Origin of the sequence: Algibacter luteus, assembly GCF_030344935.1 — a bacterium.
Lineage (GTDB): Bacteria > Bacteroidota > Bacteroidia > Flavobacteriales > Flavobacteriaceae > Arenitalea > Arenitalea lutea.
This window is the reverse complement of sequence record NZ_CP128313.1, coordinates 1,652,045-1,675,755: the sequence shown is the minus strand read 5'-3', so window position 1 is coordinate 1,675,755 and position 23,711 is coordinate 1,652,045. Positions and strand designations below refer to the sequence as shown.

17 protein-coding genes are annotated in these 23,711 nt (G+C 32.7%); 5 read left to right on the top strand and 12 right to left on the bottom strand.

The genetic code is table 11. The annotated features are described in order from the left end of the window. Positions 1-79: 79 nt before the first annotated feature. Positions 80-1,222 (top strand): tRNA modification GTPase, encoded by a 1,143-nt coding sequence (locus O5O44_RS07110; protein WP_289196322.1) that lies wholly within the window; start codon positions 80-82, stop codon positions 1,220-1,222. Between the two features lie 477 nt (positions 1,223-1,699). Here O5O44_RS07110 and O5O44_RS07105 read toward each other — a convergent pair whose 3' ends face one another. The 6 genes from O5O44_RS07105 to O5O44_RS07080 all read right to left on the bottom strand — a co-directional run bounded on the left by O5O44_RS07105 (position 1,700) and on the right by O5O44_RS07080 (position 12,486). Continuing rightward, positions 1,700-3,967, bottom strand: a complete 2,268-nt coding sequence (locus O5O44_RS07105; protein ID WP_289196321.1) for an aconitate hydratase — start codon at positions 3,965-3,967, stop codon at positions 1,700-1,702. Positions 3,968-4,119: 152 nt separating this feature from the next. After that, positions 4,120-6,897: a bifunctional aconitate hydratase 2/2-methylisocitrate dehydratase gene (locus O5O44_RS07100; protein ID WP_289196320.1), complete on the bottom strand. Its 2,778-nt coding sequence runs from the start codon at positions 6,895-6,897 to the stop codon at positions 4,120-4,122. Between the two features lie 392 nt (positions 6,898-7,289). Further along, the gene (locus O5O44_RS07095; protein ID WP_289196319.1) at positions 7,290-8,243 is read right to left on the bottom strand and encodes an AAA family ATPase; all 954 of its coding nucleotides are present in this window, start codon (positions 8,241-8,243) and stop codon (positions 7,290-7,292) included. Between the two features lie 4 nt (positions 8,244-8,247). Continuing rightward, positions 8,248-9,696 carry a peptidylprolyl isomerase gene (locus O5O44_RS07090; protein ID WP_289196318.1) on the bottom strand — a complete coding sequence of 483 codons (1,449 nt, stop codon included), beginning with the start codon at positions 9,694-9,696 and terminating at the stop codon, positions 8,248-8,250. Beyond that, complete coding sequence (locus O5O44_RS07085; protein WP_289196317.1) at positions 9,659-10,510, bottom strand: peptidyl-prolyl cis-trans isomerase; 852 nt, start codon at positions 10,508-10,510, stop codon at positions 9,659-9,661. Before O5O44_RS07085 ends, O5O44_RS07090 begins: the two co-directional genes overlap by 38 nt. Before the next feature lie 2 nt (positions 10,511-10,512). Next, a complete protein-coding gene (locus O5O44_RS07080; protein WP_289196316.1) occupies positions 10,513-12,486 on the bottom strand; it encodes a peptidylprolyl isomerase in 1,974 nt (657 codons plus the stop codon). 256 nt (positions 12,487-12,742) lie between these two features. Here O5O44_RS07080 and O5O44_RS07075 point away from each other — a divergent pair, with 256 nt between their 5' ends. Together O5O44_RS07075 and O5O44_RS07070 are read left to right on the top strand one after the other, a co-directional pair. After that, positions 12,743-12,982: a hypothetical protein gene (locus O5O44_RS07075; RefSeq protein WP_289196315.1), complete on the top strand. Its 240-nt coding sequence runs from the start codon at positions 12,743-12,745 to the stop codon at positions 12,980-12,982. A gap of 127 nt (positions 12,983-13,109) precedes the next feature. Continuing rightward, positions 13,110-13,706 carry a phosphatase PAP2 family protein gene (locus O5O44_RS07070; protein ID WP_289196314.1) on the top strand — a complete coding sequence of 199 codons (597 nt, stop codon included), beginning with the start codon at positions 13,110-13,112 and terminating at the stop codon, positions 13,704-13,706. Here the strand turns inward: O5O44_RS07070 and O5O44_RS07065 are convergent, their stop codons facing one another. Further along, positions 13,707-14,537 carry a winged helix-turn-helix domain-containing protein gene (locus tag O5O44_RS07065; RefSeq protein ID WP_289196313.1) on the bottom strand — a complete coding sequence of 277 codons (831 nt, stop codon included), beginning with the start codon at positions 14,535-14,537 and terminating at the stop codon, positions 13,707-13,709. Between the two features lie 198 nt (positions 14,538-14,735). On the opposite strand from O5O44_RS07065, the gene O5O44_RS07060 reads away from it, so the two are divergent. Next, positions 14,736-15,518, top strand: a complete 783-nt coding sequence (locus O5O44_RS07060) for an energy transducer TonB (RefSeq protein WP_289196312.1) — start codon at positions 14,736-14,738, stop codon at positions 15,516-15,518. 34 nt (positions 15,519-15,552) lie between these two features. Here O5O44_RS07060 and O5O44_RS07055 read toward each other — a convergent pair whose 3' ends face one another. The 5 genes from O5O44_RS07055 to O5O44_RS07035 form a co-directional block, all read right to left on the bottom strand. Next, positions 15,553-15,807, bottom strand: a complete 255-nt coding sequence (locus O5O44_RS07055) for a DUF3820 family protein (protein WP_289196311.1) — start codon at positions 15,805-15,807, stop codon at positions 15,553-15,555. Positions 15,808-15,810: 3 nt separating this feature from the next. After that, positions 15,811-16,365, bottom strand: coding sequence for a DUF922 domain-containing protein (locus O5O44_RS07050; protein ID WP_289196310.1), 555 nt, complete (start codon positions 16,363-16,365; stop codon positions 15,811-15,813). Between the two features lie 27 nt (positions 16,366-16,392). After that, positions 16,393-18,327 carry a LysM peptidoglycan-binding domain-containing protein gene (locus tag O5O44_RS07045; RefSeq protein WP_289196309.1) on the bottom strand — a complete coding sequence of 645 codons (1,935 nt, stop codon included), beginning with the start codon at positions 18,325-18,327 and terminating at the stop codon, positions 16,393-16,395. Between the two features lie 239 nt (positions 18,328-18,566). Then, positions 18,567-20,102: a glutamine-hydrolyzing GMP synthase gene (gene guaA, locus O5O44_RS07040; protein ID WP_289196308.1), complete on the bottom strand. Its 1,536-nt coding sequence runs from the start codon at positions 20,100-20,102 to the stop codon at positions 18,567-18,569. A gap of 62 nt (positions 20,103-20,164) precedes the next feature. Next, positions 20,165-21,535 (bottom strand): pyridoxal phosphate-dependent decarboxylase family protein, encoded by a 1,371-nt coding sequence (locus O5O44_RS07035; RefSeq protein WP_289196307.1) that lies wholly within the window; start codon positions 21,533-21,535, stop codon positions 20,165-20,167. Positions 21,536-21,786: 251 nt separating this feature from the next. Between O5O44_RS07035 and O5O44_RS07030 the strand changes: the two genes are divergently transcribed. Beyond that, on the top strand, positions 21,787-23,652 hold the full coding sequence (locus tag O5O44_RS07030) for a tetratricopeptide repeat protein (protein WP_289196306.1): 1,866 nt from the start codon (positions 21,787-21,789) through the stop codon (positions 23,650-23,652). Positions 23,653-23,711 lie beyond the last annotated feature (59 nt).

The following is a 23,711-nucleotide window of genomic DNA, read 5'->3' as shown; positions in this document are numbered from 1 at the left end:
AAAACATTTAAACGTTTGATATCCGACTTAGTTATGTGTTATTAAAACTTAACAATGTAAATATTAATAAATTAAAATAATGATGAAAATAAAACTACTATTTCTTTTAACCACAATTTTAAGTTTTAATTGCTACTCTCAAATTTCTTTTGAAAATGGATATTACATTGATAATAATAATCAAAAAATTAATTGTTTAATTAAAAATCTTGATTGGGAAAAAAATCCAACAGAATTCAAATATAAACTATCAGAAAATAGCGAATTGAAGGAAAATTCAATAAAATCGGTTAAAGAATTTGGGATTCCTAACGCTTTAAAATATGTGAGAAGCTCCGTAAAAATTGATAGGTCTAGTAATAAAGTTGATGAATTAGATAATGAAAGAGGACCTACGTTTCAAGAAGAAGAACTCTTTTTAAAAGTATTAGTTGAAGGAAAATCTACGTTGTATACTTACGTTGACATTGGTTTAATAAGGTATTTTTACAGCATCGATAAATCTAATATTGAGCAATTAATATTTAAAAGTTATATAACTCCTGAATATAAAATTGGCACAAATAATAGATTTAGAAACCAGCTATGGGATGATTTGAAATGCTCTGACATAAAAAAGAACAGAGTAGAAAAATTAAAGTATAGAAAATCAGATTTGGTCAATTTTTTTGTAGCATATAACGGCTGTAATAATGAAAAATATATCAACTTTGAAGAAAAGCAAAAAAAAGATTTATTTAATTTGAATATAAGGCCTCGATTAAATATCTCTTCATTTGAATCTAATTTTAGTAATTCTACTATTAAAAACTCACTAGATTTTGGTTTTGGGCTAGAAGCAGAATTTATTCTTCCTTTTAATAAAAATAAATGGTCATTTATCGTTGAACCAATTTATACAAGTTTTACAGTAGAAAAATCAACTAATGGTGGTTTAGAAGATGTAATTAATTATAGTACTATTGAATGCAATGCTGGTGTAAGATATTACTTCTTTTTAAATGATAATTCTAAATTTTTTATTAATACTTCTTTAATTTATGATTTAAGAATAAATGAATCAACGAACCTTACAACAATATATATGGCTTATGGTTTAGGTTATAAGTATAATGATAAATACAGCATAGAGTTAAGGCATCAATCACCTAGAAGATTAGGTAATGATATAAATGTGGATTCTAAAACATTATCAATAATATTTGGATATTCTCTATTCTAAAATAACAACACATAACATCTTATAAAATTAGTTGCTTGGTTTGTGCTTGCTTACGAAAATCCTCGCGGATTTTCTATTCGGTTTTTTTTACTAAAATATATGTTTAACCATGCAACAAACCATATACAAACACGTTAAACGAACTCTCCAAAAACAATACTACTTTCAGTTTAAAACATCAGCTAGCAAATAATTGCGTTAGGGATTGCAGTGGCATCCTTTTTAAAAAATGGTTAGTAATAAACTAGCTTTGACATTATAAATAAAAAGCTAGCCACGTCGCTCGCTCTTCGCTATGGCGTTTTTAAAAAGATATAACGAAAAGCCCGACCTATGCCCTGAACTGAATTCAGGGTATAGGTAACGCCCAACTTATCGGTACAATTCCGATAAACATCGAAATGACTTGAAGTATCATTATCATAAACAAAAAAATCCAGCTATTAAGCTGGATTTTAAAATATATATGCTTGAAATTTAAGCGTTTTGCTTCTTAATTAAATTAAGCGCCGAACCTTCGTTATACCATGCAATTTGCGCATCGTTATAAGTGTGATTTAATTTGATGGTATCTTTTGTTCCGTTGGTGTGCACCACTTCGAGTGTGAGTTGCTTACCTGGAGCAAAGGCGTTTAAATCTAGGAAGTTGAAAGTATCGTCTTCTTGAATTAAATCGTAATCGGCTTCATTAGCAAAGGTTAACCCCAACATACCTTGTTTTTTAAGGTTCGTTTCGTGAATTCTGGCAAACGATTTTACAATTACTGCCGCAACACCTAAATGACGTGGTTGCATTGCCGCATGCTCTCTTGAAGAGCCCTCGCCGTAATTATGATCGCCAACAACAATGGTTTTTATGCCTGCTTTTTTGTATTCGCGCTGTACATCTGGCACACCGCCATAATCGCCAGTTAATTGGTTTTTAACGAAGTTGGTTTTTTTGTTGAAAGCATTTACGGCTCCAATTAAGGTGTTGTTTGCAATATTATCTAAATGCCCACGGAAACGTAACCAAGGTCCTGCCATAGAAATATGGTCGGTAGTACATTTTCCAAAGGCTTTTATTAATAGTTTGGCACCTGTAATGGAATCGCCAATAGGCTCGAAAGGTGTTAAGAGTTGTAAACGCTCAGAATCGTCTTTTACCGAAACTTGAACATGACTCCCATCGGCTTCTGGCGCTAAATATCCGTTATCATCTACAGCGAAACCTTTTGGTGGTAATTCCCATCCTGTTGGCTCGTCGAACATCACCTCTTCGCCATTTTCATTTATTAATTTATCGGTTAATGGATTAAAATCTAAACGACCTGAAATAGCTATGGCTGCTGTTATTTCTGGAGATGCTACAAACGCGTGTGTGTTTGGATTGCCATCGGCACGCTTAGCAAAATTTCTATTAAACGAATGAACAATACTGTTTTTTGGTGCGTTTTTAGGGTCTGAATATCTGGCCCATTGCCCAATACATGGCCCGCAAGCGTTGGTGAATATTTTAGCATCTAGATTTTCGAAAATACCCAAAATACCATCGCGTTCTGCGGTGTATCGTACTTGCTCTGAACCAGGATTGATTCCGAGTTCAGCTTTCATTTTTAAACCTTTATCTATAGCTTGTTGCGCTATGGATGAGGCTCTTGATAAATCTTCGTACGATGAGTTGGTACAAGAACCTATTAATCCCCATTCTACTTTTATTGGCCAATCGTTAGCTTTTGCCTTTTCGGTCATGGCTTTACCAACTGTGGTTGATAAATCTGGAGTAAATGGTCCGTTTAGCAATGGTCCTAATTCTGATAAATTAATTTCAATAACCTGATCGAAATATTGTTCAGGGTTTGCATAAACCTCGGCATCCGCAGTTAAGTGCTCTTTTACTTTATTAGCAGCGTCGGCAACATCGGCTCTTTCAGTAGCTCGTAAATAACGTTCCATAGATTCGTCGTAACCAAATGTAGATGTGGTTGCTCCAATTTCGGCGCCCATATTACAAATAGTTCCTTTACCTGTACAAGACATGGCTATTGCTCCTGGTCCGAAATATTCAACAATTGCTCCTGTTCCTCCTTTTACGGTTAGAATTTCGGCCACTTTTAAAATGACATCTTTAGGCGCTGTCCAACCCGATAATTTTCCGGTTAACTTAACACCAATCAGTTTAGGGAATTTTAATTCCCAAGCCATTCCCGCCATAACATCTACTGCATCTGCTCCACCAACACCAATGGCAACCATACCTAGTCCTCCAGCATTTACGGTATGCGAATCGGTACCAATCATCATACCTCCTGGAAATGCATAATTTTCTAATACCACTTGGTGAATAATACCAGCACCTGGTTTCCAGAAGCCAATACCGTATTTATTTGAAACGGATTCTAAGAAATTAAAAACTTCACTACTTACCGAGTTTGCATTTTTTAAATCGGCAACAGCGCCATCTTTAGCTTGAATAAGGTGATCGCAATGTACCGTTGTAGGCACAGCAACTTTACTTTTTCCAGCTTGCATGAATTGTAGCAATGCCATTTGCGCGGTAGCATCTTGACAAGCAATTCTATCGGGAGCGAAATCCACATAATCTTTTCCTCTCTGAAATGCCTTGTTTGGAGTACCATCCCAAAGATGAGAATATAATATTTTTTCAGATAATGTTAATGGTTTCCCTACAATCTCTCGAGCCTTATTTACTCGCTCTCCCATTGTGGTGTAAACACCTTTGATCATTTCAATGTCAAATGCCATATTTCTATATTATTAGTTGAGTTAAAATTGAACAACAATATACAAAATATAGAGTGGTTTTGAAAATGAGTTTGTACTAATAAAAAGTTAATCTCAAAAAGAAAGCCCGAGTATAAAACCCGGGCATTTTATTTATTAAAATAATATTGAAATTATCTCACTAATTGCTCTGTAGAAGGTGCAAATCTTGTTAAAACAATACCATTTACTGCGGTTTCATATTCTTCCATAGTAGGTGTTCTTCCTAGAATAGTGGATAACACAACTACTGGAGTTGATGATAATAAAGATTCTCCTTTTTTCTCGCCAGAATCTTTTACAACGCGTCCTTGGAATAATCGTGTAGATGTTGCCATTACAGTATCTCCTGGTTCTGCTTTTTCTTGGTTACCCATACAAAGGTTACAACCCGGGCGCTCTAAATACAGCATGTTTTCATATTTAGTACGTGCAGCCGCTTTAGGTGCGTTATCATCAAATTCGAAACCAGAATATTTTTGAAGCACTTCCCAATCGCCTTCTTCTTTCAATTCATCTACAATATTATAGGTAGGAGGTGCTACAACTAGAGGTGCGTTGAATTCAACTTTACCTTGTTGCGATTCAATATTTTTTAGCATTTGGGCTAATATTTTCATATCTCCTTTATGCACCATACAAGATCCTACGAAGCCTAAATCTACTTTTTTGGTTCCGCCGTAGAATGATAATGGTCTGATCGTATCGTGAGTATAACGTTTAGAAACATCTTCGTTATGCACATCCGGATCGGCAATCATTGGTTCAGCAATTTCATCTAAATCAATCAACACTTCAGCGTAATACTTCGCATTCGCATCAGGTCTTAGTGCTGGTATTTCTCCAGATTTAATTTCTGAAATTCGCTTATTAGCTTTATCAATTAAACCTTGTAACACTTGCTTTTTGTTATCCATACCCTTCTCAATCATGATCTGGATTCTAGATTTAGCAATTTCTAAAGATTCTATTAAGGTTTCGTCTTCAGATACACAAACCGAAGCTTTAGCTTTCATTTCTGCTGTCCAATCAGTAAACGTAAAGGCCTGATCTGCAGTTAATGTTCCTATATGTACTTCTATAACTCTTCCTTGGAAAACATTCTCACCGCCAAATTGCTTTAACATTTGTTGTTGCGTAGCATGAACCACGTCACGGAAATCCATAAAGCTTTTCATACTGCCCTTAAAAGTCACTTTTACTGATTGTGGAATTGGCATTGTCGCTTCTCCTGTAGCTAAAGCTAATGCCACGGTTCCTGAATCTGCTCCAAAAGCAACACCTTTAGACATACGTGTGTGTGAATCGCCACCAATAATAATTGCCCAATCATCAATAGTAATATCATTTAAAACTTTGTGAATCACATCAGTCATTGCATGGTAAACACCACGAGGATCGCGAGCTGTGATTAAACCAAAGTCGTTCATGAATTGCATTAACTTCGGAATGTTGGCTTTTGATTTATTATCCCAGACCGATGCTGTATGACAACCCGATTGGTAAGCCCCATCAACAATAGGAGAAATAACTTTAGCCGCCATAGATTCTAATTCCTGAGCCGTCATTAATCCTGTGGTATCTTGCGATCCTACAATATTAACTTCTACACGAACATCGGAACCTGCATGCAACACTTTTCCAGGAGTGTTACCTACGGCATTTTTATTGAATATTTTTTCAACTGCAGTTAAACCTTGTCCTTCGATAGAAATTTCTTTAGAAGGTGCATAAACTTGTGGAATATCAATACCCAAAGTTTTAGCTGCGAATGTTTGTAATTTTTTACCAAAAACAACAGCATAAGAGCCTCCTGCTTTTATAAACTCTACCTTTTGTGGTGTTAAAGCCGCAGAAATATCAATTAATTCTTGATCGCCTTTATATAATTTTTTCTCTTTAGTATTTATAGTAAGAACTGTTCCAGTTTCTACTGAATACTTTTGTTCTAATACTGGTTCTCCATCTGCATCTAAAACGGTATTACCGTTAGCATCTTTTAGTTTTACCCAGTTTTTTAAATCTATTCCTATACCTCCAGTTACACCAACAGTAGTTAAAAAGATTGGGGAAATTCCGTTGGTTCCAGCAATAATTGGAGCAATATTAATAAATGGTACATAAGGACTTGCTTGAATACCTGTCCATAATGCTACATTATTAACACCAGACATTCTTGAAGACCCAACTCCCATAGTTCCTTTTTCAGCAATTAACATCACTCGCTTATCTGGATGTTGTTCTTTTAAGGCTAAAAGTTCGTTTTGCATGTCTTTATTATGCTCAAAAATACATTGTCCATGTAATTCACGGTCTGATCTTGAATGCGCATCACTACCTGGCGACAATAAATCTGTTGAAATATCACCTACGCCAGCAATGAATGTTACAATATCAATTTCTTCATCAATTTCTGGAAGCTTCGTAAAAAACTCTGCTTGTGCATAACTTTCAAGAATTTCTTCAGCTATTTCATTTCCGCTTTTATAGGCTTTTTCTAATCGAGCCGTATCTGCTTCGTATAAATACACTTGTGTTTTTAAAACTTCGGCAGCTTCTTTAGCCTTTAAAGCATCATCACCCAAAGCAATATCAAGTAAAACTTCAATAGAAGGTCCACCTTTCATATGAGATAACAATTCAAAAGCAAAAGTTGGTGTAATTTCTTCAATTAGAATTTCACCAAGAATAATTTCTTTTAAAAATTTAGCTTTTACATCGGCTGCACTGGTAGTACCAGGTACCACGTTATAGATAAAAAAGTGTAATGAATCTTTTCTATACTTATTATCTAAATCTCTAATTTGCTCTATAATTGCACTTAACAATTCGGCACCATCAATTGGCTTAGGACTAAGCCCTAGATCTTTTCTTTCTTCGATCTCTTTGATGTAACTTTCATAAATATTCATAAGAAAAATGTTTTCAATTTTATATTCAATTTAAATCATAATGATTTACTTGAATAGTACTAAATGATATTTGTAAGGATGTAACCTGACTTGATTTTTTTAAAGTCCCGAAAATTACAAAATTAATATGTAGATGTAAAAATAAACCTTGCAATACATTCACTGAAAATCGCAATTTATTATTGTCACATTTTTAGTTAATCTCATTATATATTCTCTAAAAAATTCGGAATATAAATGGTTATTTAGCAACATTTAAATGAGATTTCATGTCATTCTGGTAATAAGTATTACCAAAAAAACCTCAGTATTCAATCGTTATAGTAAGATATATGATCTAAAAAACGCTAAGGATATAATATGAGTTGAAGAATTTTAAAATAAAAATAACTTTAGAATAAGCTTTCGATAATTTGAGCCTCAGAAATTCCTTCAGCTTCGGCTTTGTAATTCTTTATAATTCTATGGCGAAGAGTGCTTTGAGCAACCGCTTGAACATTTTCAATATCGGGTGAAAATTTACCATGAATAGCAGCATGAGTTTTGGCAGCTAAAATTAAATTTTGCGATGCTCTAGGGCCAGCACCCCAATCTAAATATGTTTTCACAAGCTCTGGTGCTTCCTTAGAATTTGGTCTTGTTTTCCCAACCATAGAAACCGCATATTCAATGACATTATCTGCAACAGGAATTCTACGAATTAAATGCTGAAAATCTACAATCTGATTTGATGAGAATAAGGCATTGATAGTAACTTTTTCGTCGTTGGTAGTTGCTTTTACTACCTGAACTTCTTCTTCGTAAGAAGGGTATTCTAGGTTAATAGCAAACATAAATCTATCTAACTGAGCTTCTGGTAAAGGATACGTACCTTCTTGCTCGATAGGGTTTTGAGTGGCCAAAACAAAATAAGGTAATTCCAATTTATAATGATGACCTGCTACCGTAACCGCTCGTTCCTGCATAGCTTCTAATAAAGCGGCTTGTGTTTTTGGAGGTGTTCTGTTTATTTCATCTGCTAAAATAATATTAGCAAAAATAGGCCCTTTTATGAATTTAAAATGACGGTCTTCGTCTAATATTTCACTACCCAGAATATCACTTGGCATTAAATCTGGAGTAAACTGAATGCGTTTAAAATCTAACCCTAATGCTTGCGCTATGGTGTTCACCATCAAGGTTTTTGCTAAACCTGGTACTCCTATAAGCAACGAATGACCACCAGAAAATATTGATATAAGTATTTGTGTTACAACTTCATCTTGACCAACAATAACTTTGGCAATTTCAGTTTTTAATTCTTTAAATTTTTTTACAAAGTCCTCAATGGCAGCAACGTCACTCATATTATTATTTTTTTAACCAGTTACCAGAAAAATCACAACCTCTATGCTCTTTACTTATTTTAATATAAGTATCAAGTATTTTTTCATCTTGCCACTTTTCAATGGCTCTAATTTTCTTTTCCTCTAATGCTAAATCTTTAATTTTTAAAAAGTCACGTGCATAATCTGCCTTATGCTCATCAATTCTATCTGTAACCATTAAAATTTTAAATTTTACTTTACCAGTTCTATCTTCTTCACGCAGTACTAAACTTACTTCGCCATCTTTTAAATTCTGAATTTGTGCATAAAGCTCTGGGTCCATTCTTGTTAATTCAAAATTATAATCTTGTGTAGTTGGGTTAATCAATTGCCCGCCATCATATTTTGTTTCTTTTTCATCACTCACTTCTCTTGCTGCTTCTGCAAATGTAATTTCTTCAGCTACAATTCGCTTTCTTACATTTTCTAGTCGCTCTTTAGCTTCTTCTACAGCTTCGTCTGAAACTTTTGGAGTTAATAAAATATGGGCCACATCATATTCTTGTCCTCGTATTTTTTCTAGAGTAATAATATGGTATCCAAAATCGGTTTTGAAAGGTTCTGAAACTTCACCTTCTTGTAAGGCGAAAGCAACCTGTCTAAACTCCTTAACCATACGCGGTTGTTTTCTATTTAGCGTATACTTCCCACCTTTACTTGCAGATCCTGGATCTTGAGAATATAAGACTGCTTTAGAACGGAAACTTGCTCCCCTTTCGATTATATCGGCTTTAAATTGTCTTAACCTATCGATAACTCTTTTTATTTCTACTTCTGAAACTTTAGGCTCTGCAACAATTTGAGCTACTTTTAGTTCTGTCCCAAATGTTGGCCTTTCATCTTCAGGAATCTTATTAAAAAATGTTCTTACTTCTTCTGGAGTAATCTCAATTTCTTCAACGATTTTAGATTGCATTCTTTGAGCTAATAAGTTCGATTTGTTAATTTCAAACATTTCATCTCTAAAGCTTTTTTCATCTTCTTTGTTATAAAATTCTAACAAACGCTCCATAGAACCATTTGTTTGTTGAAGAAACTGCTGAATTTGATAGTCTACATTTTTTCGTACTTCTGCATCAGATACAGGAATACTATCTTGAATGGCATGATGCGCGTACAATTTTCTTTCTAGCATTAAACCAAACAGTTGGCAATCATCAACGCCTTCAATAGAACCTCCTGCAGCTATTATTTGTTCTTTTTCTTTTTGAATATCAGACTCAAGAACTATAAAATCTCCAACAACCGCAGCAACACCATCTACTTTTCTGGCTTGAGAGGTATCAACAGAATCCACTTTTTTGGCTACCTCCTTTACTTCATCATCAATAATTTCTTGCGCATAAGTGGCACCGGCTAAAAAGGCAAAACTTAAAACTAAAAGGCGTTTTAGGTTAATTGTATATTTCAAATTGTTTGTTTTTAATGGCATCTTTTGTGATATCTTTTTCTAATTCTTTTATCAGTTCTAATTTTCGCTTATTAATGACTATTTGGTCTATTGTAGGCTTTACATACTCTAAAGGCGCAGTATCATTTCTTACAAGCACATCATTAATTTGCATCAAATATACTCCTAATGAATCTTTGAGTTGTACAAAATTAGATTTTTTTAACAGTTGATTTTTGTTTTCAGAATTTACCGCAGGTATTTTCCTTATAACATGACTAAGTTTAATCCAAATAGAGTCATTAAACGAATAGGATTTAAACTGAATAGAAATAGAATCTAGAAGCTTTTTATCTTTATCATTATAACGTTTAAAGCGTGTTCGAATATCATCATAATTAATAATATTTTCATCGATATGCACGTAACGAAACTTCAGAAGTTCTTCGTTTAATTTGAACACCTCTTTATTGGCTTCATAATATTGTTGCGCTTCATTTAAAGGAACAGTGGTGTCAATACTTCGTTTGACTAAGGCTTCAATATATGCTTTTGAGTATAAATCATTTTTATATTGAACAACCAATTTATTGAATGCCTCTTGTTTCTCTTCGCTTAAGTTAAGTTTTGCGCCATCAACAAACAATTGTTGTGTAGCCCATTTATTAATAAAGTTTTGAACCAAAAGTGTACTGTCTTCTTTTGATATTCCTTCTGCCAATATATCTTCTATGTCTTCTTGATACAGGTAATTTTCATTTACCCTAGCAATTGGAGTACCATCTACTGATTTTTTAATAAAATCACAAGAACATACTAAAACAAATAGCCCTATTAAAAAGTGTTTTATTCGCACGTTTATTGTTTTTGTTTTGATTTTATATCGCTAAGCACGTCTTCATTAACCTTAACAACATATTTGGCTTTCAAATCATTAAGCCATTTCTCTTCTTTGTAATTTTGATAATCACTAATTACTTTCCCTTTAGCTTCGTTGAAAGACTTTTGTTCTTTGGGTAAAACCTCGTTAACTTTTACAACTACAAAACTATCATTATGTTTATATATTTTAGAAACTCCTTTTTTAAATTCAAATGCTTCTGGTAGTGCTTGATGTTCAGCATCCATAACATCCGAAGTAAAAATCACATCAATCTTATCATTACCATTTACAAGGGATTTAATTTGATCTAACTTCATGTTTTTGCTTAACAGTTTGGATACTTTTTTTAGTGTTTTTTGTTTGGTTGAAACTGCAACCACCGCATTAATCCTTTCTGGTTTAAAATAGTTAGCCTTGTTTTTCTGATAAAAACGCTCAATTTCTATGGAATCTGATTTTGATGAATTCCAGATAGTATTTTCCATTAAATCAAATAACAACAATCCATCCCTATACTCTGCAACAATGTTTGCATAATCTTCATTTTCAGATTCTAAATGATCTTCTTGATACTTTATCAAACTTTCCTTTAAGAATGATTGATATTTCTCTGAAACTAATGTTTCGAAAGGTGCTTCTTTTGTTCTTTGACGTTGTGTGTTTAGCAAATAAACTGCAAAATCATTGTTAGTAAATTGCTTGTCTCCTATTTTTATTAAAGATTCACGACCATTAAAATTATCAGGCAAACTCCAAGTCCTCTTAAAATAATCGTTGTTTAATATTGATACGAAATACTCCAAATTTGGTTCAACTCCAATATTATATTTTAATTTAAGTTTATTGATTAACGCCTCATCTATTAACTTCGATCTATCATCTCGTTTAACCTTTTCTACCAATTCCGGTTTCATTTCTTCAAAACTCGGCACATTAGTAATCTTATGAAGTTTTACAATATGCCAACCAAACTCTGTTTTAAAAGGCTCGGATACATCCCCTTCTTTTTCTAAATTAAAAGCTACATCTTCAAAAGCTTTGGCTCTTATTTGTCCTCCAGAAAATGGTTTTAATTTCCCTCCATTTGGTGCTGAATTTTTATCATCTGAAAACTGTTTAGCCAAACTTTCAAACGATTCTCCTTGCGTCAATTTTTTATAAATTTCTTGAATTTTAACTTCGGGCTTTTCACTTAAAGAATCTTGATTTTTTTCAACTAGCATAATGTGAGCCACGGTTCGCTCTCCTCTAGATTTACGCTTATCAAGTACATTAACAATGTGATATCCAAAACGGGTTCTAAATGGTTCCGAGATGTCTCCCACATTTGTATTAAACGCTACGTTTTCAAATTTATACACCATTTTAAAGCCCGTAAAATAACCTAGTTTTTCTCCAAAAAGAGTTTGACCATTATGCACTTCTGCCCTAACCTTTTCAAAACCTTCATTTAATGCTCTATCTCTTAACTTAAGGATTTCAGTATAAGCTTTAAGGGTATCTTGTTGGGTTGCGTTTTCATTTACCTTTACTAAAATATGATCCGCATTCACTTCATATGACATTCGGTTATACGCTTCTTTTACCAACGCATCGGTGACTTTCGAGTCTGTAATGTAGTTTTTAGCTAATTGTTTTTTGTATTTATCTAGCTCTTTTAAATACGACGCATTTTTATCTAATCCTAAACTTTTTGCTTCTTTTAATTTAAGCTTGTAGTTTGTAAATAGCTTTAAATATTCATCAATATTTTTTTGAGAATCATCTTGTACTAAATCTAAGTTTTTATTATAAACTCTTAAAAACTCGGATGTATAAACAGGTTCATCCGCAACGGTAAATAGTACATCGTTCTTAGCCGATTGCCCATTTAATTGCATAATTAAGCAAGCCAAAAATAATGTTAATGAATATTTTAATTTCATCAGTTCAATCTTTATTAATTTCATAGGTAAATCGTCATTTACTAATAATTAATTATATTAAAATCAACTTATTTATTAATGCTAATTTCTTGGAGTATTTTTTTTTCAACGATTACAAAAATACTAATATAAACCTATAATACAAGTTGTTTTGCAAACGATTAAAAAAAGTAAATATTATACCTAATAAACATAAAAACATATATATAAATTGTATTTTTAATTCAGCTATATTTGGAATATAGATTACCCAGTATTATCAATAAAAGTGAAACCTTAAATGCGTAAATTAAAACTTATTTGGGATTTTCATGGACCCGATGCTCTTAAAATTGCTGAACATCATGAAATCCACCTCAAAGAATATATAAAACTTGAAGGTTTAAATATTAATTTAACTGGATTTGAAGTTTTATCCAACAATCATTCTATAGCCTTTTTAGTTGTTGATGAAGACCAAATGAAGCCTATTAGAGATGCTTTAAAACCGCATAGAGGACAAATTTATTCTATTGCATAAAAACGAAAGCAAAATATGATAATATTGGAAATAATTGGGCGATTATCTATTTTAAAAGCAAACAAATAAACCATAATAAAACGTTAACTATTGAGTTATAAGTTATAACTAACCATATTACTACGTAATGAAATTTACAAAATCTATAAAACAACTGGTTTGCTTTTTTAGTATTGTAAGCTTACATTTCTCTGTAAAAGCGCAGACACCAGAAACTGGCAATTCTACTCATGAAAAATGGGAATTTGTTTTAGAAGATACGGGCGATATTTTACAAATAGCCATTCCTTCAATTGCTGGTTTAACGACCATAATTAAAAAAGACTGGAATGGCACCAAACAGTTTGCTTTATCTTATGGCACTAGTTTTATTGTAACGCATTCATTGAAAAAAATAATTAAAAAAGAACGTCCTGAAGGGCGAAATTTATTTGATGCGTTTCCTTCGGGCCATACCACTTCTGCGTTTTCCGGAGCTTCATTCATTCAACGACGCTATGGATGGAAATACGGCAAATGGGCTTATTTAGGTGCTGCAATTGTAGGAGTTAGTAGAATGGAAGGACCAGATGGATGGCACGACCATTGGGATGTTCTAGCTGGAGCACTGGTTGGCATTGGTAGTACTTATTTATTTACCACAGAATATCAAAGAGAGCATATGGAAATGGGTTTTTCTACAAATAAAGATGGGTTTTTAATCGCTTTTAGATATAAATTCTAATTAAGTATTTATAACCAATTTATAGCCAATACCACGTACATTCACAATTTTCAATTTAGAATCAAATTCTAATTTCTTTCTTAGCTTCGATATAAAAACATCTACGGTTCTGCCTATATAATCGCCATCATCACCCCAAACCATGTTTAAGATTACATCGCGCTCTACAGTATCATTTACCGACCTGTAAAGTAAATGAAGTAATTCTGCCTCTTTACTTGTTAATTCTATTTTTTGGTTGTCGATGATAAGCTCTGTATTGTTTTTATCAAAATGATACGCACCTAAAGGAATCAAATTAGAATTTAATTTCTTCTTTAAAGATTGCTTCCTTCGATAAAAGAAAATTATTAAAAAAATAATTACTAGTGCTAAAATAATTGCATAAAAACCGTTGTCAAATTCTTGAGGATTTGAGTCACTATTTAATAAAGTGTTAAATTCTGCGCCAGAAAGCTCTTCATCTATTATGGTGAATAAAATGTTATAGCACGATTTTGGTTGTATTCTGCCACCACAAGGAATAATATCAAGTTTTGAGGTTTCGTTAACTTCAAAACTGTAAATAATTTCAGAAGTATTGCAATGTTCTACCTCAACAATATAATTATTAGCAATTTCCGTATCATTTACAATATCTTTTACCATGGCCACTAAACCTTCAGAAGTAAAAGCAAAATCAGATTCAAATTGTATTCTATATTGATTGTTTTCTTTAATAACTGGCAACACCCTTGAAGTGCTATCCGAAACGCTTTGTAGAATTTTATGCCCTAGCATACGAAGCGCTACTTCAATATGTTTGTCTTTTAAAGAATTTTGTGCATTCAAACTCCCTGCAAATAGCAATAAGCACGAAAAAATACCAATTTTTGATCTAAAATACCCCAAATTCATTTTACAAAACTATAGTATTAAACGACAATTAATAATGATTTACACAAAATTTACATTAATTTACAATCGTTTAAACAGTTAATTTTCTAGAAGTTATAGATTTGATAGAAATTAATCAAAAGAACAACAGTTATGAAAAAATCAATTATAATTACTTGTATCGTTATTGCAGCCATTAGTTTTTTCGGTTTTAATTATCTGAGTCAAAACAAAAGTGATGAAAAGGCCCTAAATATTGCGAGTATTGAAGTTACAACTGAAGCCAAAAAATCTGATGCAGATTTTATTTATGGTATTGGTCCTAGATTTGGTCCTATAAAGAAAGAAATTATACATAACGATTTATCAATCACTCATTTTTTAGACGACATGCAACAAGATAGAATTACCTCTATAGAATCTATTGAATTGATAGTTATTGAAAACGACGTAGAATCTAATAAGCGAATTAAAGCTAAAAGTAGTGAATTTAACGAAGCACAAATTAACTTGCTTAAATCCTTTAATTATTCTGATGGATTTAAACTCAGAATTGATTACAAAGAAAAACATTTTGGATCGACTGAATTATTTGATGCCTATTCTACGCCACACCATACAGTTGTTCCAGAAACACAAGCCGAATATATTTATGGAAAATCTGCCTTAATTAATTTCTTTGTTGAAAACACTAAAGCAGCTACTGCTCAAATTCCTGAAGACAAACTTAAACCTGCCAAGTTATATTTTACAGTGACGAAAAAAGGAAGCATTGAAAATGTGAATTTAGACAGATCTTCAGGATTTCCTGAAATTGATGATTTAATGACACTGTTAATTTCTGAAACTCCAGGTGGATGGATTCCTGCTTCCAATGCTAAAGGTGATAATGTAGACCAAGAATTGGTAGTTTCTTTTGGTTTAATGGGTTGCTAATCCATATAAAATAAGATCATAAAAAAGCTTCGGATTAATTTTCGAAGCTTTTTTTAATACTTTTTTTAGGATATTGCTTTTTTATATTTCTAATTAATTCCTCCAAACCATTCAATTTCAATTCGTAAACTTGTTCTAACATTGTTCCTAGTTTCCCTTTCGGGAATCCTTTGCTATGATACCACACCACATAATACTCTGGTAAATCAATCAAATAGCGATCTTTATATTTCCCATAGGGCATTTTGGTATGTGCTAAGTCTATTAAAAATTGTTTGTCTGGTAGCATAAATTAATTAACGTATTGGTATTTATCATACTTCTTTAATTCAGCATCAATATAGGCTTTCCAAAGTGCTTGTGAGGTAAAGTTTCTAGAAAAATCTGTTTCAGAATCATATTTATCCTGCATTTCAGCTAATTCAGAATTGATATCATTATGCATTTTTTGCAATTGTTTTTTTATCGAATTAGAAACCTTCAACAGGCCAATTCTATATCGAAACTTACGAGCATACAATTCAGTGATATCAAAATGCAATCGTTCGTGATCTAATATATGTGCATCGGCACGTTCCACTTTGTACCAAGACTGCTTTGGGTAAAAGTGTGCATAAACTTCTGTGGTAAAATCTACCACCTCATTATTATTTTTTTGAGTTATCGCGAATCCAAAAGTAATACCCGAAGCTGTTGTAGCAACTGCATCACTATTTAAAATAGACTTTCCTTTAAAATCAGACCAAGTTATCTTGTTTGAAGGATTCCAAGATATAACCGGTTCGTTATCTTGTGCTAAAACTGAAAAGAAAAATAAAAATAGAAACTTTAAATTTAATAGTGCCATAAAGTTAAAAACGTATCGCACTTAGTCTTATTGTTTTACCTCAACAATTGTTAAATCGTCATATTTAACTAAATAAACAGTATCATTATAATAGCCACCAAATAACTTCTTTTTGTAGGCAAACTTGTTTTCTACATATTCGGTAAGTGGCGCATTATTAACTGAAGCATACAAATCATGTGAAGAAACCAAACGCAAAACTACATCCATCGTTAAATCGAAACCTTTTACAGCCCTTTTATTAGGTGTAATATTATATAGTTTATTATATTTTTTCACGAATGAATTATTATCATTTTCACTATACTCTTTTGATGCTGTCGCAAAATGAAATTGTAAGGTAGACAAGTGGGTGTTATTTATTTGGTCGCCCTCAAAAGCTGAATTAATATTAGTTGTAAACAACATGATATTAGGTGCTTCTTCATTAGTTTCTGGATCTTTCTTGTTGTTTAAGGAAGCCAAAACACTGGTTACATTGGAGGCGTAACCTTCGTTTTGAGTTTCTAAAAACACCACATTTTTACCTGGTTTTAAAGCGGCTTCAATATCTTCTTTAGTAACAAAAAATTCATCTTTACCTTCTTTGTTTTTTCTAGAATAAACCAAACTTGCCGCATTAAACTCACGTTTTAATTCGTTGGCAATAGCCATATTTTTTGTATCCGCTATAATGATAACATTTCCAACTAAAGTATCAGCTTTTACAAAATTTACCACTTTTGACTTCAGTAAATCGTCTGATGGTCTAGATTGAAATACGTTATCGTATAATTTTAAATTTGTGCCTATAGGCGAAATTACCGGCGTATTATACTTTTTTAAATCTGATGCTACTTTATTAAAACTATCAGGTGTCAATGGTCCAATTACGGCATCAACATCTTCAAAATCGATTTCTCTTAAAATGCGAGCTACTTCACTTACTTCATATCTTGTGTCGTAAACATCAACCTTTAAAGAAATTCCTAAAGATTTTAAAGAATCAACAGCTAACAATACGCCCGAATGAAAATCTAGAGAAGCCTGTAAATAGGGATCTTTCTTTATACTATTTTTAGTGTCCGATATAGAATCAAAATCTACGCGATGCATTCTAAAAGGCAACATCACAACAATATGCTTTGTTTCAAAATCAGAAATACTATCCAATAAATTAATGGCTACATTCTCACCTAAACCAGCACTTTCAATAGCATTTGAATGCGGTATTTTTAAAATCATACCAGATTTTAAACCCGTTTCTTTAAGGCTTGGGTTTAAAGCTTCAATTTCTTCTTGCTCCAAACCTAATTTAAGTTTTAAACGGTAAAACCCTTCCTTTGGTAAAACTTTATAGTAACTGTATTTATCATCGTATTGTTTTTGTCCTTCTTTATCAATATTAGGAACATTTATAACTTGACCTTCTTTTAAAACCTCATCTATACCGGGGTTTAACATCTCCAACTCAGTTACCGAAATACCAAATTTATAGGCAATACGCCACTTCCCTTCTTTAGGTTGAACCGTATACTCTTTAGTTGGCGCTACCTCTTCAACAATTTCTGTTATTTTATATATTGGAATTTGAAGTTTGTCACCTTTACGCAAAGCATTGGCATACAAAAACTTATTATATTTTTTTATATCTTCTTCTTCAACTTCATATTTTTTAGACAAACTATAAAGCGTTTCTTTTCGTTTTGTTTTGTGTTCCTTAAAGCCTAAAAGTGATTTGTTGATAGTAATCTTAGGAGTTCTAGCCTTAGAAACAGGAATAATTAAAACCGTGTTAGGTTTCAACTCTTTCTTAACTTCAGGATTAAGCTGATAAATATCAAAAGGCGTCACTAAATAACGCTTAGCAATATCTTCAATTGTTTCTCCTGTTTTAACTTGGTGTGTGCTAAAGTTTTGAGCATAAACTGCGTTAAAACCAAATGCTAAAACCAAAATAAGTACTAATAAAACTCTCTTCATATTGTTATCTGTGCTCTATAAATATAGTAAAACCTAACCACTTTATAATATACGCTTCATTCTTAAAAAAAGTTTAAAACAAACCCTTTTAACCTTAGTAGCATATAGCATGCCAAATTTTATTTGGGCGTTACCACAAGGGGCGGGCTATTCGCTACAAGTCCTCGGTCGTCCCTCCCTGTGGGCTTTGCTCTACTATCCCTAACGCGGACAAACCTGCAAAAAACCTGTTTACCAAATTATTCCCACTCTATAGTTGCAGGTGGTTTCGAACTAATATCGTAAACTACTCTATTAACGCCTTTTACTTTATTTATTATATCATTAGATGTTTTTTGAAGAAACTCGTATGGTAAATTTACCCAATCGGCAGTCATTCCATCTGTACTTTCAACAGCTCTAAGCGCTACACATTTTTCGTAAGTACGCTCATCTCCCATTACGCCAACGCTATTAACTGGCAATAACATGGCACCTGCTTGCCAAACCTTATCATAAAGTCCCCATGCTTTCAAACCATTTATAAAAATAGCATCAACGTCTTGTAAAATACGTACTTTTTCAGCCGTAATATCACCTAAAATACGAATACCTAAACCTGGTCCTGGAAACGGATGACGCCCTAATAATTCAGGATCAATACCCAAAGTAGCTCCAACACGTCTTACCTCATCTTTAAATATCGCACGCAATGGTTCTACAATTTTAAGTTTCATAAAATCAGGCAAACCACCTACATTATGATGACTTTTTATAGTAGCCGATGGCCCTCCAGTTGCCGATACACTTTCTATTACATCAGGATAAATAGTACCCTGTGCCAACCAAGAAACATCTTCTATTTTATGAGCTTCATCGTCAAAAACTTCAATAAAAGAATTTCCAATCGCTTTTCGTTTTAATTCTGGATCCTCAATACCAGCCAAGGCTTCAAGAAAACGTGCCGATGCATCAACACCTTTTACATTAAGTCCCATACCTTCATATTGCTTTAAGACATTCTCAAATTCGTTTTTACGAAGTAATCCGTTATTAACGAAAATACAATATAGGTTTTTCCCAATAGCTTTATTCAATAAAACCGCCGCAACTGTAGAGTCGACACCACCAGAAAGACCTAAAACAACTTTATCATTACCTACTTTCTCTTTGATAGCTTCTACAGTTTCTTCAACAAATGAATCTGGCGTCCAATCTTGATGTAAACCAGCAATACTCACTAGAAAATTTTCTAAAAGTTGCTTGCCATCGGTAGTATGATATACTTCTGGATGAAATTGAATGGCATAGGTTTCTTCACCATCAATTCTATACGCTGCATTTTCAACATCGTGTGTACTCGCAATTAGCACACCGTTTGTTGGTAACTTTTTGATGGTATCACTATGGCTCATCCAAACCTGACTTCCGGTGTGGATATGCGCAAAAAATGGTTCGTTGCCTTTAATAAAAGATAAATTAGCACGACCATATTCTCTAGTATTCGAAGGCGCTACTTCGCCTCCTGAAAAATGAGCCAAATACTGTGCGCCGTAACAAACAGCAAGCAAAGGCTTTTGTCCTCTTATCTGTGATAAATCTGGATGCAATGCATCTTCACCTCTCACAGAATTCGGGCTACCAGAAAGTATCACCGCTTTATACTCTGCTAAGTTTGTTGGAATTTTATTGAATGGGTGTATTTCGGAGTATATGTTGAGTTCTCTAACTCTACGGGCAATAAGCTGAGTGTATTGCGATCCGAAGTCTAAAATAAGTACCTTGTCATGTTGCATGCGCAAAAATAGGAATTGATTTTATATTGAGGAATTAGGATTCGTTCTTTTTTTAACAATTTTTAAACCATAGAATCTAAAATCATTTCAATATCCTTTTCTGTGGTATCTGGATTAATAAAACAAAATCTAGAAACCGTTTCAAAAGTATCACCCATTTTCCATTTTGTTGGGGTAACCAAAGCAAATCCTTTTTCATGATTCTCGTAGGTCCAATGTGTATAATCCTCGGGCTTCCATCCTATTCTTCTATATAAAACACAAGATAAACTAGGTTCTCTAACCAATTCTACATGAGGTAATTCTTCAATTATTTTACCAGCCATTTGAGCTAGTTCTATACCTCTTTCAACAGCTTCTTTATAACGATCTGTTCCGTGGGTAGCTAATGAAAACCATAATGGTAACCCTCTAACGCGGCGTGTTAACTGTATTTGATAGTCGGCTGGATTAAAACCATGCGCTCCTTCGTCTTTAAAAATTTCTAAATACGATCCTTCTTGAGAGTGTGCTTTTTTGGCTAATTCAGGTTTTTTGTAAATAACCGAACCACAATCATATGGAGAAAACATCCATTTATGCGGATCTATAGTAATACTATCTGCTTTTTCAATACCATTAAATAAGTGGCGAACAGAATCTGCTACTAAAGCGCCACCACCATAAGCTGCATCAACATGAAACCATAAGTTTTCGTTTTCACAAACCGCAGCAATCCCTTGTAAATCATCAATTATTCCAGCGTTTGTTGTGCCTCCTGTTGCAACAACTGCAAATAATCTTTTTCTTTGATGTATCGTTAAATTATCAATAGCTTTTTGCAACTCGGTACCTAATAATTGATCTTCAGTATCTACCAAAATTACATCGGCATCAATAACTATTGCCATGGCTTTTATTGATGAATGCGCTCCTATAGATGTTATAATCAATCCTTTTTCACCTCTAAAATCATCATTTTCCCTCCAGTGTTCTCGAGCTGTTACCATGGCCGATAAATTCGCTGCAGTACCACCACTTGTAAAAACACCAAAAGCACCTTGAGGCATTCCTGTGAGAGATACCATCCAGTGCATCGCTTCGTTTTCGCAAAATATGCCTCCCGCGCCTTCCATCCAATACGCACCATGAATGCTAGAAGCCGATGTAACTAAATCGAACATAATAGCTGCTCTCGTGGGTGCCGCTGGTACGAATGCTAAATGACGCGGATGATCTATAGGTACATTAGCTTTCATTAAATGCTCTTTCCATAGGTTAAAAGCAAATTCTCCCCCAATTCCTTTCGTTGTGATCGTTTCTCCCACGATTGATTTTAATTCAAATTCACTCTTAGGTTTTCCTATTTCTCGCTCAGTAGCCGAAATTCTATCTATGGTATATTTCATTACATCCATAGTCATTTCAACTAAATCTATGTCTATTTTGTGCATATGCTAATTAATTAGAGTTTCAAATTTCATATTTTTTAGGGTTATTTCCGTGAAATTTTTTATTTTATTAGTAATAAATCTCTGCTATTAAGTTTCCGTTTTTTATTTATAGAAAAGAATTCAAAAGATGTTTTAAACAAGGAATTCTCACTGAATTTATATTATCAAAGCATTGTACCCCTTTTGTCTTACCACTATATTTCGGGCCTTTTTAATTATTTGTATCTTTATTTTACTAGAAATATTTATTTATGAAAAAATTTGCATTCACCATATTTATAACACTTTATTCTTTACAATTTGTATCAGCTCAAAATTTTACCAATAACGATAAAAAAGTAGACAGTATTTTAAAACTTGTTAAGACTCAACCAAATGATTCAGTCAAAGTAGCAAATATTCATTTTCTATTCGATTATTATGTTTATAAAGATACGGAGAAAGCAAAGTATTATGCAGATGAAGAAATCAGAATTTCAAAGAAAATAAATTATGATACTGGGATTGCAAATGGTCTTTACAATTATGGTGTTTACTATAATACTCTAGATAAACCAGACTCGGCAAGAGTAAATTACCTAAAAGCACATGACATATTCGAAAATAAAAAAAATTACGGTGGTATGTTTAGTGCTAGTTTCGGTCTAGCAATTCTAGAGTTTAATTATGGAAATCATAATGAAGCACTGAAACTAACAGAAAAAAACATAGATATTTATAAAAATAAAATAAAAGACTCGGTAAGACTAGCTATTCAATATGACTTTTTATCGGGAATTTATTCTGCAAAAGGAAACTATCAATTGGCATTTATTAATAATCTGAAAGCCGTAAAAATTCTTGAAAAAACAGATAAAGAAATAAGGTATGCAGATGCACTTTCTCACTTAGCAGATACTGAACTAGACCTTGAAAATTTCAATAAATCTTTGGAGCATAAAATGAAAGCTTTAAGCATTTACAAAAAAAATAATGACAAATATTATGAAACTACTGCGCTTAATGATATTGGAAACACCTATTATTACCTAAAAGACTACGAAAAATCTATTGAATATTTAAATGAAGGTCTGAAAATGGCTAAAGAATTAAACCTCATAGATATAAAAAAGATATTACTTGATAATTTAGGTAAAGCACATATGGAAATCAACGATTATAAACATGCCTTGATTTACATTAATGAAGCACTAAATATTACTGATGAAACCAAAAATGAATACGCAAAAATTGAAACGCTAAATAATCTTGGACAAATTTACAATAGCACAAAAAAATCAAAGGAAGCTCTATACGCATTTAATAAAGCGATAGTTCTTGCAAAAGAATATGAAAAACCTTCTGCCTTAGAAATTAGTTATTTCAATAGGTCTGCAACCTATACAAATTTAGGGCAACCAGAGCTCGCTTTAAATGATTTCAAAACATACACTAAATTAAAAGATTCTCTTTTCGATATAGAAAAAATAAAACAAATAGAAGAACTCCGTACCATATACGAAACCGAAAAAAAAGAACAGCAAATACAAATTCAGAAAAATGAAATAGATTTATTAAATATAAAAGGAAGAGTTAATAAGCTTCAACGATTATTATTAGGTTTAGGCTTATTATTAGCCTTAATTGCTGTTTATGCTTTTTACCAAAGAAACAAACGCAACAAACTTGCTAAAGAAAAGGCTGAATCCGATTTAGAATTCAAAACCAAAGAACTTACCACACACGCTTTACACTTGGCTAAAAAGAATGAAGTTTTAAACGATTTAAAACAAAAAGCGAAAGTTCTAAAAGCAGATGCCGATTCAGATCCAGGTTACCAAATGCTTATACAAACTATAAACTTCGATTTACAAGATGACAATAACTGGGAAAACTTCTCACGCTATTTTGAAGAAGTACACAAAGATTTTAATACCAATGCACAACAACAATTTCCTAACATTACATCAAACGATTTGCGCTTAATGGCATTGATGAAAATGAATTTATCTTCAAAAGAAATAGCTAATATTTTAAATATTTCTAGTGATGGTATTAAGAAAGCCAGACAACGTCTTCGTAAAAAAATGGGCATTGATTCTAATGACTCATTAGAAGCTATTGTTATTGCCATTTAGATTAAATTACAAATAATAAAACCTCTCAAAACACCTGTAATTACAGGTGTTTTTTTATG

Bases quoted from the DNA above. Each gene is read 5' to 3' on its own strand.
- O5O44_RS07075 (WP_289196315.1), top strand. From the start codon at position 12,743: ATGCGTAAATTAAAACTTATTTGGGATTTTCATGGACCCGATGCTCTT.
- O5O44_RS07055 (WP_289196311.1), bottom strand. From the start codon at position 15,807: ATGCTACCAGACAAACAATTTTTAATAGACTTAGCACATACCAAAATG.
- O5O44_RS07070 (WP_289196314.1), top strand. From the start codon at position 13,110: ATGAAATTTACAAAATCTATAAAACAACTGGTTTGCTTTTTTAGTATT.
- guaA (WP_289196308.1), bottom strand. From the start codon at position 20,102: ATGCAACATGACAAGGTACTTATTTTAGACTTCGGATCGCAATACACT.
- O5O44_RS07030 (WP_289196306.1), top strand. From the start codon at position 21,787: ATGAAAAAATTTGCATTCACCATATTTATAACACTTTATTCTTTACAA.
- O5O44_RS07095 (WP_289196319.1), bottom strand. From the start codon at position 8,243: ATGAGTGACGTTGCTGCCATTGAGGACTTTGTAAAAAAATTTAAAGAA.
- O5O44_RS07060 (WP_289196312.1), top strand. From the start codon at position 14,736: ATGAAAAAATCAATTATAATTACTTGTATCGTTATTGCAGCCATTAGT.
- O5O44_RS07035 (WP_289196307.1), bottom strand. From the start codon at position 21,535: ATGCACAAAATAGACATAGATTTAGTTGAAATGACTATGGATGTAATG.
- O5O44_RS07100 (WP_289196320.1), bottom strand. From the start codon at position 6,897: ATGAATATTTATGAAAGTTACATCAAAGAGATCGAAGAAAGAAAAGAT.
- O5O44_RS07050 (WP_289196310.1), bottom strand. From the start codon at position 16,365: ATGGCACTATTAAATTTAAAGTTTCTATTTTTATTTTTCTTTTCAGTT.
- O5O44_RS07110 (WP_289196322.1), top strand. From the start codon at position 80: ATGATGAAAATAAAACTACTATTTCTTTTAACCACAATTTTAAGTTTT.
- O5O44_RS07105 (WP_289196321.1), bottom strand. From the start codon at position 3,967: ATGGCATTTGACATTGAAATGATCAAAGGTGTTTACACCACAATGGGA.
- O5O44_RS07080 (WP_289196316.1), bottom strand. From the start codon at position 12,486: ATGAAATTAATAAAGATTGAACTGATGAAATTAAAATATTCATTAACA.
- O5O44_RS07090 (WP_289196318.1), bottom strand. From the start codon at position 9,696: ATGCCATTAAAAACAAACAATTTGAAATATACAATTAACCTAAAACGC.
- O5O44_RS07045 (WP_289196309.1), bottom strand. From the start codon at position 18,327: ATGAAGAGAGTTTTATTAGTACTTATTTTGGTTTTAGCATTTGGTTTT.